Raw genomic sequence first — 13,998 nt, forward strand, 5'->3', positions numbered from 1 at the left:
TATCCCAGTAGCGAAATCAGAGCTGCTCGACCGTCGCGAACCCGCGATTTGAAAATGCGGCCTCGAGCCCCTCACTGATCGCGCCGGTGAATACTGCGCGGTCGGGCCGCTCTCGAGTGAACGACTGTCCTTGCGTGAGAAAGGCGATGCGGCGGGCGATACCGTCTCCGCCGTCGACGAAGTCGATCGGCCGCGCGATCGCGCGCTGCAACTCGTCGCGCAGCAGCGGGAAGTGCGTGCAGGCAAGCACGACCGCGTCGATGGGATCACCACAGTCCGCCTCCAACATCGGCCGGATCGCGGCGCGTATGGCATCCGGATCTACCACCTCGCCGGCGAGCTTGGCTTCCGCCAACGTCACCAGCGCCGCGCTGCCGTGGCGGATGACGCGGCAGTCGGCGGCGAAGCGCGCGGCGAGATCGTCGACGTAGCGCTGACGCACCGTCGCAGCGGTGCCGAGCACCGCGATCGTCCGCGTCCGGCTGCGCGCAGCGGCGGGCTTGATCGCAGGCACGGTGCCGACGATCGGCACGTCGAGCGCGCTGCGCACGGCGGCGAGCGCGATCGTCGATGCGGTGTTGCAGGCGATCACGATCAACCGCGGCGCGTAGCGCTCGGCCAGCCGGCCGAGCAGCGCCGGCACGCGCGCGGCGATCTCCGCCTCGTCCCTGATGCCATAGGGGAAACCGGCCGAGTCGGCGACGTAGACGAACGGTGCGTCGGGCAGCGCCGCGCGCGCAGGGTCGACGATCGACAACCCTCCAACCCCCGAATCGAAAAACAGGATCGGCCGCGCGTCGCTCATCGCTGCCGCGTACCGCGCTGCGACGCAGCGGGGAAGCGCGCACGCTTCCGTACGCTTGATGCAGGTGAGTAGCGCCGCGCCGGTCGTTCGGCTATCGTCACGATCAACGGAGGGATTGCACCTGGAAACCGGGATCGTCTGGATGCCGCCGGCCGCGGCGCTGCTGCTCGGCTATCTGCTGGGCTCGATTCCCTTCGGCGTTCTGCTGACGCGGTTCGGCGGAGCGGGTGACCTTCGACAGATCGGCTCGGGCAACATCGGCGCGACGAACGTGTTGCGCACGGGGCGCAAGGGGCTCGCGGCGGCGACGCTGCTGCTCGACATGGTCAAGGGCTGGGCCGCGGTGGCGCTCGTGGCGGCGCTGCTGCCGGGCAACGAGCAGCTGGCGGCGGCGGGCGCCTTCGTCGGTCACTGCTATCCCGTCTGGCTGGCATTTCGCGGCGGCAAGGGCGTCGCGACGCTGATGGGGATCGTGCTCGCGCTCTACTGGCCGATCGGGCTCGTCTATGCGATCGTCTGGCTCGGCCTGCTCGCACTGCTCCGCATATCGTCGGTCGCCGGGATGGCCGCGGCGGGCAGCGCGCCGCTGGCCGCGGCGGTGTTTAGCCAGTTTGATTTCGTCCCCTTGCTGCTCGCGCTCGCGCTGATCGTCATCTGGAAGCATCGCGAAAATATCGGGCGACTGATCGAGGGCGCGGAGCCCAGGATCGGCAGGAAGAGTGGCTGACGCCGATCCGGCGCTGCCCGATGCGGCGGATCGTCTGCGGCTGATCCGCACGCCCGGTGTCGGGCCGGTCACCTATCGCCAGCTGATCCGCCGCTTCGGCACGGCGGCCGCCGCACTCCGTGCGCTGCCCGATCTCGCACGGCGCGGTGGCGGCCGCAGCGGCGACCCGCCCGATCTCCGCACGGTCGCGCACGAGGTGGAGCGAATCGCCGCGCTCGGCGGACGCCACCTGTTCATCGATTCGCCCGATTATCCGCGGCTGCTCGCCGAACTCGACGATGCACCGCCGGTAATCACCATGCGCGGCGCGTTGCCTGCGGCCGATGCGCGAATCGTCGCGATCGTCGGCGCGCGCAACGCCTCCGCCGCCGCATGCCGCTTCGCGCGCGGTTTGGCGCACGATCTCGCCGCGGAGGGCGCGATCGTCGTGTCGGGGCTGGCGCGCGGGATCGATACCGCGGCGCATATGGGGGCGGGCGCCGCGACGATCGCAGTCATCGCCGGCGGGATCGACATCGCCTACCCGCCGGAGAACGCCGCGCTTCAGGAGCGGATCGCGACCGACGCGCTGCTGCTCGCCGAGATGCCACCGGGCACCGAGCCGCGCGCCCGGCACTTTCCCTATCGCAACCGCATCATCGCCGGGCTTGCGCACGGCACGGTGGTGGTCGAGGCCGCACCCAAATCGGGCTCGCTCATCACGGCACGGCTTGCGAACGAGGCCGGGCGCGAGGTGATGGCGGTGCCCGGCAGTCCGCTCGATCCGCGCGCGCAGGGATGCAATCTGCTGATCCGCGAGGGCGCGACGCTGGTGCAGAATGCGGCCGACGTGCTGGAGCAGATCCGTCCGTTCGATCCGCGCCTCGTCCGTTCCCCCGTGTGGACCTTCGAGCCACAGCCGCCCGCCGATGCCGATGATGCCGCACGGCGCAGCATTGCCGACCTGCTGGGGCCGGTGCCGGTCGCGGTGGACGAGCTGATCCGCCAGTCGGGCATCGCGCCCGCCGTCGTCCAGATGGTGCTGCTGGAGCTCGAACTCGCCGGTCGGCTCGAGCGGCATGCCGGCGGCCGCGCGAGCATCGTCGCGTGACCGCGCCGCGCTGGGTGTCGCTGTGGTTTCGCGTCGCGGCGATCTACGGCCTTCTTGCGCTGCTGCCGCAATATCTGCTGCCGCAGCCTGCGGGAGCCGAGCTCGTCGCATACGGTTTCATCGGCACGGCGAGCGCGTTCCAGATCGTTTTCTGGATCATCGCTAGCGATCCCGTCCGCTACCGCGCGCTGATGCTGGCGGGCGTTGCCGAGAAGCTGGCGTTCGGCGTGCCGGCGTTCGTGCTTTATGCCAAGGGTGTGGCGCCGCTCGCGGTCGTTCTGTTCGGCGGGCTCGACCTGTTGCTCGGGCTCGGCTTTCTTCTAGCGTGGCGGGCGACGCCCAGAAGCTGAGCGCCGATCGCAGCGCGAGGGCTGCTTGACGATGCGCCGCCGCCGCCGTCACCCTCGCGCGTACGTGTGAAGATCTTTAGCAAGGCGCCAATGCAACTCGTCATCGTCGAATCGCCCGCCAAGGCGAAGACCATCGAAAAATACCTCGGCTCCGATTATCGCGTTCTCGCGAGCTACGGCCATGTCCGCGATCTGCCGCCCAAGGACGGCTCGGTCGACCCCGACGCCGGCTTCGCGATGGAATGGGAGAATTACGCCGACAAGGCGAAGCAGCTGAAGGCGATCGCCGATCTGGCGAAGGGCGCCGACCGGCTGATTCTCGCGACCGACCCCGATCGCGAGGGCGAGGCGATCAGCTGGCACGTCCAGGAAGTGCTGGCGAAGCGAAAGGCGCTGCCCAAGGACGTCCAGCGCGTCACCTTCAACGCCATCACCAAGGCGGCGGTGACGACCGCGATGGCGAATCCGCGCGAGCTCGATACCGACCTGATCGACGCGTACCGTGCCCGCCGCGCGCTCGACTATCTCGTCGGCTTCACGCTCTCGCCCGTGCTGTGGCGCAAGCTGCCCGGTGCTAAGTCCGCCGGCCGCGTCCAATCGGTCGCGCTTCGCCTGATCGTCGACCGCGAGCGCGAGATCGAGGCGTTTCGCGCGCAGGAATATTGGTCAGTCACTGCCGCCATGGAGCAGGACGGCACGCCCTTCACCGCGCGCCTCGTGCAATGGGACGGCACCAAGCTCGATCGCCTGTCGATCGGCAACGAAGGCGATGCGCTGAAGGCCAAGGCTGCGGTCGAGGCCGGGCGCTTCGCGGTCGAGCGCGTCGAGACGAAGCCGGCGACGCGTAATCCGCCGCCGCCCTTCACCACCTCGACGCTGCAGCAGGAGGCGGCGCGCAAGCTCGGTTTCTCCGCCGATCACACGATGCGGATCGCGCAGCAGCTCTACGAGGACGGCGCGATCACGTACATGCGGACCGACGGCGTGCAGATGGACGGCAGCGCGATCGATGCCGCGCGCGGCGCGATCGCCAACCGCTATGACGCGAGCTACGTGCCCGACAAGCCGCGGCAATATCAGACCAAGGCGAAGAACGCGCAGGAAGCGCACGAGGCGATCCGCCCGACTGATTTCGGCCGCGATCGCGTTGGCTCAGGCGACCATGCCCGCCTCTACGATCTCGTCTGGAAGCGTGCGCTCGCCAGCCAGATGGCGTCGGCGCGGATGGAGCGCACCACCGTCGACATGGCGGACGGCACCGGCCGCAACGTACTTCGCGCGACCGGCCAAGTCGTGCTCTTTGCCGGCTATCTCGCGCTCTATGAAGAGGGGCAGGACGACAGCGCCGACGAGGACGCGAAGCGCCTGCCGCGGATGCGTGACGGTGATTCGCCGGCCAAGAAATCGGTCGACGCCGAGCAGCATTTCACCCAGCCGCCGCCGCGCTTCTCCGAGGCCTCGCTGGTCAAGCGGATGGAGGAGCTCGGCATCGGCCGGCCTTCGACCTACGCCTCGATCATCAAGACGCTGAAGGACCGCGCCTATGTGCGCGTCGAGAAGAACCGCTTCTTCGCCGAGGAGAGCGGGCGGCTCGTGACGGCGTTCCTCGAGCGCTTCTTCGAACGCTACGTTGGCTATGATTACACTGCCGAGCTCGAGGAGGAACTCGACGACGTGTCGGGCGGGCGCGCGGAGTGGCAGGCGGTGCTCGAGAGCTTCTGGCGCGATTTCAAGCCGCGCACCGCGGAGGTGATGGAGTTCAAGCCGAGCGAGGTCACCGAGCAGCTCGACGCGTTTCTCGAGGACTATCTCTTCCCGCAGAAGGCGGACGGCGGCGACGCGCGGCTGTGCCCCAATTGTGGCGACGGGCGGCTCGCGCTGCGCGGCGGCCGCTTCGGCGCGTTCATCGCCTGCTCCAACTATCCCGAGTGCAAATACACCCGCCGTTTCGCGCAGGCGGGCGCCGAGGGCGGCGACAGCGGCGAGCCCGAGCAGCTCGGCCACGATCCGGTCACCGGCCTGCCGGTCGAGCGCAAGTCCGGGCGGTTCGGCCCGTATATCCAGCTCGGCGAGGGCAAGGAGGCAAAGCGCGCCTCGATCCCTAAGGATATCGGGGAACTCGACCTCGAAATGGCGCTCAAGCTGCTGAGCCTGCCGCGGACGATCGGCCAGCACCCCGAAACGGGCAAGGACATCGTTGCCTCGATCGGCCGCTACGGCCCGTATCTCCAGCACGACGGCAAATATGCGCGGCTCGGCGCGACGATGGAGGTGTTCGAAACCGGCATGAATGCCGCGGTGGTCAAGCTCGCCGAGGCGGCGGCGGGCGGCGGGCGGCCGCAGCGCGGATCACGCGAGCCGCTCAAGGTGCTCGGCAAGCATCCGCGGACCGAAGCGGAGATCAAGCTGATGGAAGGGCGCTACGGCCCCTATGTCACCGATGGTGAGACGAATGCGACGCTGCCCAAGACGATCGCCCCCGACGCGCTGACGCTCGAGGAAGCCGCGCAGCTGATCGACGCACGCGCCGCGATGCCGTCAAAGGGCAAGCCGAAGAAGAAAGCCCCGGCGAAAAAGCCTGCTGCCAAGAAGGAAGCGGCGGCAAGCAAGGATGCGCCGGCCAAGAAGGCGGCATCCAAGAAAGCTGCGCCGAAGAAGGCGGCCGCGAAGAAGAGCGCCGCGGCGTAATTCGCGCCGGCTGGGCGCGGCCGTGGAAGCGTCAGGCCGCGCGGCGCTGGCTCGCGGCGATCCAGTCGCGTGCGGCGCGCTGCGCAGTGGCGATCTCGCGCGCGGTCATGTCGTCGGCGATCTCGGCGCGGGCGACCTGCGCCTCTTCGTTGCCGGCGACCGCCGCGAGATTGAACCACTTGTGCGCCTGGATGAGATCGTAATCGGCGCCGCCGGTGCCGGTCGAATATGCGACGCCCAGGTCGTAGCAGGCGCGATCGTCGCCGCGCATCGCGTCGGCCAGTCGTGTCTCGATCAGAAATCGTGCGCTTTTCAGGCTGTTGCCCATGTCATTGCCCCAGTTCAGGTCCCCATGGGCTGACCTTGGCGCGATTCGTCTCTATAAATGGTTAACGGGTTAACGTGGGGTCGACGGCGATATTGTCGATCAGCCGGGTCTGTCCCATGCGCGCGGCGGCAAGCAGGCGGCGCGGGCGATCGGCGTGCGCGGGCTCTGCCAGCGTCGCCGCGTCGACCAGTGCGACATAATCAACGACGAAGCCCGCGGCGACGAGGCTCGCCTGCGCTTCGGCCAGCGCCGCCGCCGGATCATCGCCGCGGGCAATCGCGCGCCCTGCGACACCCAGCGCACGCGGCAGCGTCACTGCCTTCAAACGCTGTTCCTCGTCGAGGTATATGTTGCGCGACGACAGCGCGAGGCCGTCGTCGTCGCGCTGCGTCGGCACGCCCACGATCTCGATCGCGAAATCGAGATCGCTGACCATCCGGCGGACGACGGCGAGCTGCTGGAAATCCTTCTTGCCGAAGTAGGCGGCGTCGGGCGTCACCTGATTGAACAGCTTCGCGACGACGGTCGCCACGCCATCGAAATGCCCGGGCCGCGCCGCGCCATCGAGCCCCTCGGTCACGCCGGACACGGACACATTGGTCGCGAAACCGTCCGGGTACATGACCTCCACCGGCGGCAGCCACAACAGGTCGCATCCCGCGTCGACCAGCAGGCGCGCGTCGGCCGCCTCGCGCCGTGGATAGCGCGCCAGATCCTCGTTGGGGCCGAACTGCTTTGGATTGACGAAGATCGACGCGACGACGCGCGTCCCAGCCCGCTTCGCCGCATCGATCAGCGCGATGTGCCCGGCGTGAAGCGCGCCCATCGTCGGCACCAGCGCGACGCGCGCACCATCGGCGCGAAAGGCGGCAACGGCAGCGCGCAGGTCGTTCAGGTCACGGACAGTCTGCACGCGCGTCGAAACTCCACTCGTAACGGGATCAACGGGCATCTATGGGGGAGTATCCGCGCGATCAACAAGGGATGCGACGACTTGCCGAGTGGTTCCGACAATACTCACGTCATCGTCTTCGCCAACGAAAAGGGCGGGACGGGCAAGTCGACGACGGCCGTGCATGTCGCGATTGCGCTGGCGGTGCGCGGTGCGCGCGTCGCCTGCCTCGACCTCGATCATCGCCAGCGCACGATGGGTCGGTACCTCGACAACCGTGCCGAAACGGTACGCCGCACCGGCGCGCCGCTCGTCATTCCGCGCCATCGTACGGCGCACGACGATTTCGAGCCGGCGTTCGAGGCCATGGTCGAGGGTAGCGACTTCCTGGTGATCGACACGCCGGGGCGCGACGATCCCTATGCGCGGATGGCGGCGGTGCGCGCGGACACGCTAGTGACGCCGATGAACGACAGTTTCGTCGATTTCGACCTGATCGGCCAGGTTCATCCCGAAACCTTCAAGGTGACCCGGCCGAGCTTCTATTCGGAACTGATCTGGGATGCGCGCAAGGCACGGGCGAAGGCGGACGGCTCGACGATCGACTGGGTCGTGCTGCGCAACCGCCTGCAGCATATCGAGGCGCGCAACATGCGCCGCGTATCCGAAGCGCTCGACCAGCTCGCCAAGCGTGTCGGCTTCCGCATCATCCCTGGGCTTGGCGAGCGCGTGATCTATCGCGAGCTGTTCCCGTCGGGCATGACGATGCTCGATGCCAAGGAATTCGGTGCGATGGGGCTGGGCCATGTCGCCGCGCGCCAGGAGCTGCGCGAGATGATGGCCGGGCTCGCGCTGCCCGAGCCGGCGGTGCCGCAAGTCGCATGATCTGGAAGCTGCTGATCGCGATGCTCGTCGCTTACGCCGGGTGGAAGCTGTGGAAGGACGCGCTCGGCAGCGGCAAGCGAGCGACGCGACCCGTCCCCACCATCGATCCGGCTGACGCGATCGCCGCGCGCCGCCTGCTCGGGCTCGATGCCTCTGCCGACGAGCGCGGGATACGCGATGCGCACCGCCGGCTGATGAGCGAGGCGCACCCCGATCGTGGCGGATCGCCCGAACGCGCCCGCGCGCTCAACGCCGCGCGCGATCTGCTGCTGCGCCGGGGCTAGCCGAGCCGCGCGAACAGCAGTGCGATGTAGACGACGACCATGGCGGCGATGGCGACGGCGCTGATCTCGTGCAGCCGGGCACGACGACTGATCGAACAGGCCAGTGCGATCGCAGCGAAGGCGGCGTGGAACAACAGGTTGACACCCGACGGCATATAGCCGTCGATGATAAGATCCTTGAACCCGCTGACGAGCAGCATCGCGACGAGGATGGCGAAGAATGGTCGCGTCTCGCGATAGTAATGCTCCCGCAAGTCGGCCGGCTCGTGGAGCGCGAAATCGGGCAGGACGAGCGCGGCGAGCATGTAGAGCAGAACCGTCTGAACCAGCACGATGCCAAATTCGGCGAAGGTCCACTCGGCGTGATCCGCGAGACCGAAGCTCGCCCACCACATCTGCACCGCCATCAGCAGGATCGTCCCCGCCCATAGCAGCACCGGTGGGTAGAGCCGCACGTGGCGTCGCGAGAGGAGCAGGCCGCGCACGCCCTGCAGCACCTGCGTGATCGCCAGTCCGAGAATGATCGACAGCAGCACGGAGAGATAGGAGAAGGCATCCACGCCGACAGTGTCCCCGCGACGCTGCCGGGGATCAAGCGCCGTCTCGACTGCCCGGCGCGCGGACGTACCGCACGGCGAAGGTCGGGACGGCGGGGATGACGGCATCCAATCGGCGCCCTAAGCATGCCCGATGCGGCACCTCTTCGATCCCTCGATCCTGCGTGAGTACGACATTCGCGGCACCGTCGGTCGCAATCTTTCACCCGACGATGCGCACGCACTCGGCCTTGCGTTCGGCACGATCGTGCGGCGACAGGGGGGTGCGCGCGTGGTGGTCGGGCGTGACGGGCGCGTGTCCTCGCCGGCGCTCGAGGCGGAACTGGTGGCCGGGCTGCGTACCGCGGGTGTCGACGTGGTGCGGATCGGGCTCGGGCCGTCGCCGATGCTTTACCATGCCGAACGCCTGCTCGACGTCGATGCCGGCATCCAGGTGACCGGCAGCCACAATCCCGCGGACGATAACGGGTTCAAGATGGTGCTGCGCCACCGGCCGTTCTTCGGTGCGGACATCAAGGCGCTGGCGCAGCTCTCCGCGTCGGGCGACGTCGAACATGGGGCAGGTTCGGTTGGGGAAGTCGACGTCCTCGACGGCTACGTCGCCTCGCTCGTGTCCGGTGCCGCGGTCCCGTCGCTTCGTATCGGCTGGGATGCCGGTAACGGCGCGGCCGGGCCGGCGATCGAGCGGCTGGTGCGGCTGCTGCCGGGCGAGCACCATCTGCTGTTCACCGCCGTCGACGGCAGCTTTCCCAACCACCATCCCGATCCGACCGAGGCGGCGAACCTCGCCGACCTGCGCCGGCTCGTCGCAGCGCGGAAACTCGATCTCGGCGTCGCCTTCGACGGAGATGGCGACCGGATCGGCGCGATCGACGCGCAGGGGCGGATCGTCGCCGGTGACCAGTTGCTCGCGATCCTCGCCGAGCCGGCGCTGCGCGCGCATCCCGGCGCGGCGATCGTCGCCGACGTGAAGGCGAGTGCGACGCTGTTCGAGCGCATCGCGGAGTTGGGCGGAAGGCCGGTGATGTGGAAGAGCGGCCACAGCAACATCAAGACGATGATGCACGAGGTCGGCGCGCCGATCGCGGGCGAGATGAGCGGACATCTGTTCTTCGCCGAACTCGGCGGCCACGACGATGCGCTGTTCGCCGCGATCGCGCTGATCCGCGCGATCGGGGATAGCGGGCGCAGCCTCGCCGAATTGCGCGACGCCATGCCCGCTGTGGTGGCGACGCCCGAATTGCGCTTCGCCGTCGATCCCGCGCGGGCGGACGCGGTCGTCGACGAAGTCCTCACGCGGCTCGCAGCCGAGGGTGCTACCGTCGATCGCACCGACGGGGCGCGGGTCACGACGCGAGACGGATGGTGGCTGTTGCGCGCGTCCAATACGCAGGCGATGCTGACCGCGCGGGCCGAGGCGCGCGACGCGGCGGCGCTCGACCGGCTCGTTGCGGCGATCGATGCGCAGTTGCTGGCGAGCGGGGTGGAGCGCACGCGCCCCGCGTCCTAGCTACCTCCTGACCACGCGACCGATGACAGCGTGCGTTGCGATCCCCACATAGCGGCCATGCGTCAGCAACCCAGCATCATCCGCGTGATCGACCTCGAGACGACGGGGAACGCCCCCCCGGCGCACGGCGTATGCGAGATCGGGTGGCAGGACGTGGCGCTCGGCACCGACGGACGCTGGGAATTGTACGGCGAGGGCGGCAACCGGCTGGTCAATCCGGGGCGCGCGATGCCGCCGATCACGCAGGCGATCCACCACATCCGCGACGAGGACGTCGCCGATGCGCCATGGTGGCACGACGTCGCGCGCGCAGTGCTTGATCCCTATCCGCGGCGCGTCGCGCTGGCCGCGCACCGGGCCGATTTCGAGCAGCAATTCTGCACGCCCGCGATGACGCACGGCGCCGACTGGATCTGTACGTGGAAGTGTGCGCTGCGCCTGTGGCCCGACAGCCCTAGCTTCTCGAACCAGGTGCTGCGGTACTGGCGCAAGCCGCACGGCCTCGATCACGAACGCGGCCTACCGGCGCATCGCGCCTTTCCCGATGCCTATGTTACCGCGCATCATTTGCGCGACATGCTCAACGAGGCGAGCGTGGCGCAGCTGATCGAATGGTCGAACATCCCGGCACTGCTGCCGCGCGTGCGGTTCGGCGCCGATCGCGGCAAGCCCTGGACCGAGATCGAGGAGGAGAGCCTCGTCAAATTCCTGACCGATCGCGATCCCGACGTCCGCTTTACCGCTGAGACTGAGATGGCGCGGCGGCGCGGCGGCGGCCACGTTGGGCGGATGACGGCACAGGATCTGCTGCTCTGATGTGATTTCGCGGCGGCGACCGACCCAGGTTGTCGGCACAATGCTGGCCTTCCCCCGATCGGTCGCCTAGACGCGACCGCCATGGCTGGCGAACGCGGGCAACGACTAACCGTTACTGAAGGCCGCATCGGCCGGGTTCTTGTCGCGTTCATGGCGGCGGGGTTCGTCGCGCTGCTCGCCGCCGGGATCGCGGCGGCATGGGTGACGGGGCAGCTCGCCCAGCACAGCCGTGCAGTGGCGCATACCTATCAGGTCGAGCTGGCGATTGCCGACATTCGCCGGCTGATCGAACAGGGCGAGACAACGCGCCGCGGCTATCTTCTGGCGCCGCAAACCGCGGGATTCCTTACGGCCTATCGTGAAGCGGCGGCGGAGCTGCCGCGCGCGGCGCAGAAACTGCGCCGGCTGACGTATGACAATCCGCGTCAGATCGGCAACCTGCGCCTGCTCGAAGCGCGGATGGCAGCGCTTGCGGCGCTGCGTGAGCGATCGATCCTGTTGATCGGCGAGGGCCGCGTCGCGCAGGCGATCACAGAGTTCCGGGCGGAGCTGAGCGCCGCGCGCCTGCGTGAGATCCGCGGGACGTTCAACGCGATGTCGCGCGAGGAACGCCGACTGCTTGCAGTGCGCGACGCCGAGCAGCAGCGCAGCATCGCGCTGTTCTACACCGTATTGATCGTCGCGGGCGTTCTGCTGCTCGTCGTCGCGCTCGCCTCGCTGCTCGTCGTGCTGCGCTTCACGCAGGACGTCACCCAGTCGCGCGAGCAGTTGCGGCAGCTAAACGAGAGTCTCGAGGCGATCGTCGTCGATCGGACGGCGGATCTGACGCGCGCCAACGACGAAATTCAGCGATTCGCCTATATCGTCAGCCACGATCTGCGCTCGCCGCTCGTCAACGTGATGGGCTTCACTGCCGAGCTCGAGGCGTCGAGCGCGACGCTGCGCGCGCTGGTCGATGAGGCCGAGGCGGAGGCGCCGGCGATCCTCACCGAGGACGCGAAGCTCGCCGCGCGCGAGGACTTGCCCGAGGCGATCGGTTTCATCCGCACGTCGACGCAGAAGATGGATCGGCTGATCAACGCGATCCTGGCGCTGTCGCGGCAGGGGCGCCGGGTACTCGCGCCCGAGCCGCTCGATCTGGAACAGATGGTGTCGTCGATCCGAGATTCGATGGCGCACCGGCTCGACGAGACCGATGGCACGATCACCGTCGATGGTACGCTGCCGCATCTCGTCAGCGACCGCGTCGCGATCGAGCAGGTGCTGTCGAACCTGATCGAGAATGCGGTGAAATATCGCGATCCCAAGCGCCCGGTCGCGATCCGCGTGAGCGGTGCGCAGGCGGGCGACCGCGTGTGGCTGTCGGTGACCGACAACGGCCGCGGCATCGACCCGCGCGATCACGAGCGGGTGTTCGATCTCTTCCGCCGGTCGGGCGTGCAGGATCAGCCGGGCGAGGGGATCGGGCTCGCGCACGTCCGCGCGCTGACCTATCGCCTCGGCGGCACGATCACGCTGCGATCCGCGCTTGGCGAGGGCGCGACCTTCCGCCTATCGCTGCCATCGACGTTGAATTTGCAGGAAAAGCCATGAACGCGCATCAATCCGTCAGCATTGTGATGATCGAGGACGACGAGGGCCACGCCCGGCTGATCGAGAAGAACATCCGGCGCGCAGGCATCCTCAACGACATTAAGCATTTCCTGGATGGCACGACCGCGCTCGACTATCTGTTCAACGCGCCCGACGGCCCGGCGCTGAACGGCCCCGCGCTCGTGCTGCTCGATCTCAACCTGCCTGACATGAGCGGCACCGACATCCTCGCCCGAATCAAGCAGTCCGACGGCCCGGTGAAGCGCACCCCGGTCGTCGTTCTGACCACCACCGACGACAGCCGCGAGATCCAGCGCTGCTATGATCTGGGCGCCAACGTCTACATCACCAAACCGGTGAACTACGAGAGCTTCGCGCAGGCGATCCGCCAGCTCGGACTATTCCTGTCGGTGATCCAGGTCCCCGACATCGAGGAGTGATGGACCGCATCCTCTACATCGACGACGACGAGGGGATTCGCCGGCTCGCCTCGCGTGCGCTCGCGCGGCGCGGGTGGAACGTGACGACCGCCGACGGCGGTGAGGCGGGCGTCAGGATAGCGGCCGAGCAGAAGTTCGCGCTCGTCGCGGTCGATCATTACATGCCGGGCATCGACGGGCTCGAGACGCTCGCGCGGCTGCGCGCGCTGCCCGATCCGCCGAGCGTCGTCTACGTTACCGGATCGGAGGAGCAGCGCGTCGCAGTGGCGGCGCTGCGTGCCGGCGCGTCGGAATATGTCGTCAAATCGGTCGGCGACGATTTCTTCGACCTGCTCGATGCGTCGTTCCGGGGGGTCGCGGCGCGCGCGCAGCTCGAGCGGCAGAAGCTCGCCGCGGAAGAGGAGCTGCGTGTCTCCAACGCGCGGCTCGAGGCGCTGCTCGCCGAGGTCAATCACCGTGTCGCCAACTCGCTGCAGCTCGTCTCGGCGATGGTGCGGTTGCAGGCCGGCGCGCTGAGCGATCCCGCCGCGCGCGCCGCGCTTGAGGATACCCAGCACCGCATCAGCGCGATCGCGCAGGTGCATCGCCGGCTGTACACCGGCGGCGACGTCGAGCAGGTCGACATGCGCGAATATCTCGGCGCACTGGTCGATGAGCTCGCCGAGACGTGGTCGAGTGTGGAGCGGCCGCGCCTGCTGCGGCTCGTCGCCGATCCGATCCAGTTGCCGACCGATCGCGCGGTATCACTCGGCGTCATCGTCACCGAACTCGTCAGCAATGCCTGCAAATACGCCTATCCCGCGGGTAGTGGCGAGATCCGCATCGCGCTGCATCGCGACGGCGACGCCGTCTTCCTGCTCGCCGTCGAGGACGATGGCGTCGGGCTGAGCGGCGCGGTGGCGCCTGGGGGGACCGGCGTCGGCACCAAGCTGATCCGCGCCATGGCGCAGAGCCTGCAGACGAGCATCGAGTACGACCCCGCCCACCGCGGCACGCGCGCCACGCTGCGCGCGGCACTAGCCTGATCTTGCCT

15 protein-coding genes are annotated in these 13,998 nt (G+C 68.3%); 11 read left to right on the forward strand and 4 right to left on the reverse strand.

Annotation, left to right across the window (positions count from 1 at the left end):
* Nucleotides 1–16 precede the first annotated feature (16 nt).
* Nucleotides 17–805 carry a glutamate racemase gene (gene murI, locus B7L05_RS09710; protein WP_085810056.1) on the reverse strand — a complete coding sequence of 263 codons (789 nt, stop codon included), beginning with the start codon at nt 803–805 and terminating at the stop codon, nt 17–19.
* Between the two features lie 142 nt (nt 806–947).
* On the opposite strand from murI, the gene plsY reads away from it, so the two are divergent.
* The 4 genes from plsY (at nt 948) to topA (ending at nt 5,660) form a co-directional block, all read left to right on the forward strand.
* A complete protein-coding gene (gene plsY / locus B7L05_RS09715) occupies nt 948–1,532 on the forward strand; it encodes a glycerol-3-phosphate 1-O-acyltransferase PlsY (protein ID WP_085810105.1) in 585 nt (194 codons plus the stop codon).
* A complete protein-coding gene (dprA, locus tag B7L05_RS09720) occupies nt 1,525–2,622 on the forward strand; it encodes a DNA-processing protein DprA (protein WP_179187178.1) in 1,098 nt (365 codons plus the stop codon). Before plsY ends, dprA begins: the two co-directional genes overlap by 8 nt.
* Nucleotides 2,619–2,972, forward strand: a complete 354-nt coding sequence (locus tag B7L05_RS09725; RefSeq protein WP_085810057.1) for a hypothetical protein — start codon at nt 2,619–2,621, stop codon at nt 2,970–2,972. The genes dprA and B7L05_RS09725 overlap by 4 nt, the downstream gene beginning before the upstream one ends.
* Before the next feature lie 90 nt (nt 2,973–3,062).
* Nucleotides 3,063–5,660: a type I DNA topoisomerase gene (gene topA, locus B7L05_RS09730; protein ID WP_085810106.1), complete on the forward strand. Its 2,598-nt coding sequence runs from the start codon at nt 3,063–3,065 to the stop codon at nt 5,658–5,660.
* Nucleotides 5,661–5,691: 31 nt separating this feature from the next.
* Here topA and B7L05_RS09735 read toward each other — a convergent pair whose 3' ends face one another.
* Both B7L05_RS09735 and panC read right to left on the reverse strand, forming a co-directional pair.
* Nucleotides 5,692–5,988 carry a hypothetical protein gene (locus B7L05_RS09735; RefSeq protein WP_085810058.1) on the reverse strand — a complete coding sequence of 99 codons (297 nt, stop codon included), beginning with the start codon at nt 5,986–5,988 and terminating at the stop codon, nt 5,692–5,694.
* 61 nt (nt 5,989–6,049) lie between these two features.
* Complete coding sequence (panC, locus tag B7L05_RS09740) at nt 6,050–6,901, reverse strand: pantoate--beta-alanine ligase (protein ID WP_085810059.1); 852 nt, start codon at nt 6,899–6,901, stop codon at nt 6,050–6,052.
* Nucleotides 6,902–6,982: 81 nt separating this feature from the next.
* Between panC and B7L05_RS09745 the strand changes: the two genes are divergently transcribed.
* Together B7L05_RS09745 and B7L05_RS09750 are read left to right on the forward strand one after the other, a co-directional pair.
* Nucleotides 6,983–7,765 (forward strand): division plane positioning ATPase MipZ, encoded by a 783-nt coding sequence (locus B7L05_RS09745; RefSeq protein WP_085810060.1) that lies wholly within the window; start codon nt 6,983–6,985, stop codon nt 7,763–7,765.
* On the forward strand, nt 7,762–8,049 hold the full coding sequence (locus B7L05_RS09750; RefSeq protein WP_085810061.1) for a hypothetical protein: 288 nt from the start codon (nt 7,762–7,764) through the stop codon (nt 8,047–8,049). Before B7L05_RS09745 ends, B7L05_RS09750 begins: the two co-directional genes overlap by 4 nt.
* Here B7L05_RS09750 and B7L05_RS09755 read toward each other — a convergent pair.
* A complete protein-coding gene (locus B7L05_RS09755) occupies nt 8,046–8,609 on the reverse strand; it encodes a hypothetical protein (protein ID WP_085810062.1) in 564 nt (187 codons plus the stop codon). The two genes, B7L05_RS09750 and B7L05_RS09755, sit on opposite strands and share 4 nt — an antisense overlap.
* A 130-nt stretch (nt 8,610–8,739) precedes the next feature.
* On the opposite strand from B7L05_RS09755, the gene pgmG reads away from it, so the two are divergent.
* The 5 genes from pgmG (at nt 8,740) to B7L05_RS09780 (ending at nt 13,990) form a co-directional block, all read left to right on the forward strand.
* On the forward strand, nt 8,740–10,116 hold the full coding sequence (gene pgmG / locus B7L05_RS09760) for a phosphoglucomutase/phosphomannomutase PgmG (RefSeq protein ID WP_085810063.1): 1,377 nt from the start codon (nt 8,740–8,742) through the stop codon (nt 10,114–10,116).
* A gap of 57 nt (nt 10,117–10,173) precedes the next feature.
* Nucleotides 10,174–10,932 carry an exonuclease domain-containing protein gene (locus B7L05_RS09765; protein ID WP_085810064.1) on the forward strand — a complete coding sequence of 253 codons (759 nt, stop codon included), beginning with the start codon at nt 10,174–10,176 and terminating at the stop codon, nt 10,930–10,932.
* An 81-nt stretch (nt 10,933–11,013) separates the two neighbouring features.
* Nucleotides 11,014–12,525 (forward strand): ATP-binding protein, encoded by a 1,512-nt coding sequence (locus tag B7L05_RS09770; RefSeq protein WP_085810065.1) that lies wholly within the window; start codon nt 11,014–11,016, stop codon nt 12,523–12,525.
* On the forward strand, nt 12,522–12,965 hold the full coding sequence (locus tag B7L05_RS09775) for a response regulator (RefSeq protein ID WP_085810066.1): 444 nt from the start codon (nt 12,522–12,524) through the stop codon (nt 12,963–12,965). The genes B7L05_RS09770 and B7L05_RS09775 overlap by 4 nt, the downstream gene beginning before the upstream one ends.
* The gene (locus tag B7L05_RS09780; protein WP_085810067.1) at nt 12,965–13,990 is read left to right on the forward strand and encodes a sensor histidine kinase; all 1,026 of its coding nucleotides are present in this window, start codon (nt 12,965–12,967) and stop codon (nt 13,988–13,990) included. The genes B7L05_RS09775 and B7L05_RS09780 overlap by 1 nt, the downstream gene beginning before the upstream one ends.
* Nucleotides 13,991–13,998: the final 8 nt, after the last annotated feature.

The sequence above is a fragment of the Sphingomonas sp. TZW2008 genome (genome assembly GCF_002117915.1).
In the GTDB taxonomy this organism is placed as follows: Bacteria; Pseudomonadota; Alphaproteobacteria; order Sphingomonadales; family Sphingomonadaceae; genus Sphingomonas.

Coding starts and splice junctions, on each gene's coding strand:
- murI (WP_085810056.1), bottom strand. CDS start 805: ATGAGCGACGCGCGGCCGATCCTGTTTTTCGATTCGGGGGTTGGAGGG.
- plsY (WP_085810105.1), top strand. CDS start 948: ATGCCGCCGGCCGCGGCGCTGCTGCTCGGCTATCTGCTGGGCTCGATT.
- topA (WP_085810106.1), top strand. CDS start 3,063: ATGCAACTCGTCATCGTCGAATCGCCCGCCAAGGCGAAGACCATCGAA.
- B7L05_RS09735 (WP_085810058.1), bottom strand. CDS start 5,988: ATGGGCAACAGCCTGAAAAGCGCACGATTTCTGATCGAGACACGACTG.
- B7L05_RS09750 (WP_085810061.1), top strand. CDS start 7,762: ATGATCTGGAAGCTGCTGATCGCGATGCTCGTCGCTTACGCCGGGTGG.
- pgmG (WP_085810063.1), top strand. CDS start 8,740: ATGCGGCACCTCTTCGATCCCTCGATCCTGCGTGAGTACGACATTCGC.
- B7L05_RS09765 (WP_085810064.1), top strand. CDS start 10,174: ATGCGTCAGCAACCCAGCATCATCCGCGTGATCGACCTCGAGACGACG.
- B7L05_RS09770 (WP_085810065.1), top strand. CDS start 11,014: ATGGCTGGCGAACGCGGGCAACGACTAACCGTTACTGAAGGCCGCATC.
- B7L05_RS09775 (WP_085810066.1), top strand. CDS start 12,522: ATGAACGCGCATCAATCCGTCAGCATTGTGATGATCGAGGACGACGAG.
- B7L05_RS09780 (WP_085810067.1), top strand. CDS start 12,965: ATGGACCGCATCCTCTACATCGACGACGACGAGGGGATTCGCCGGCTC.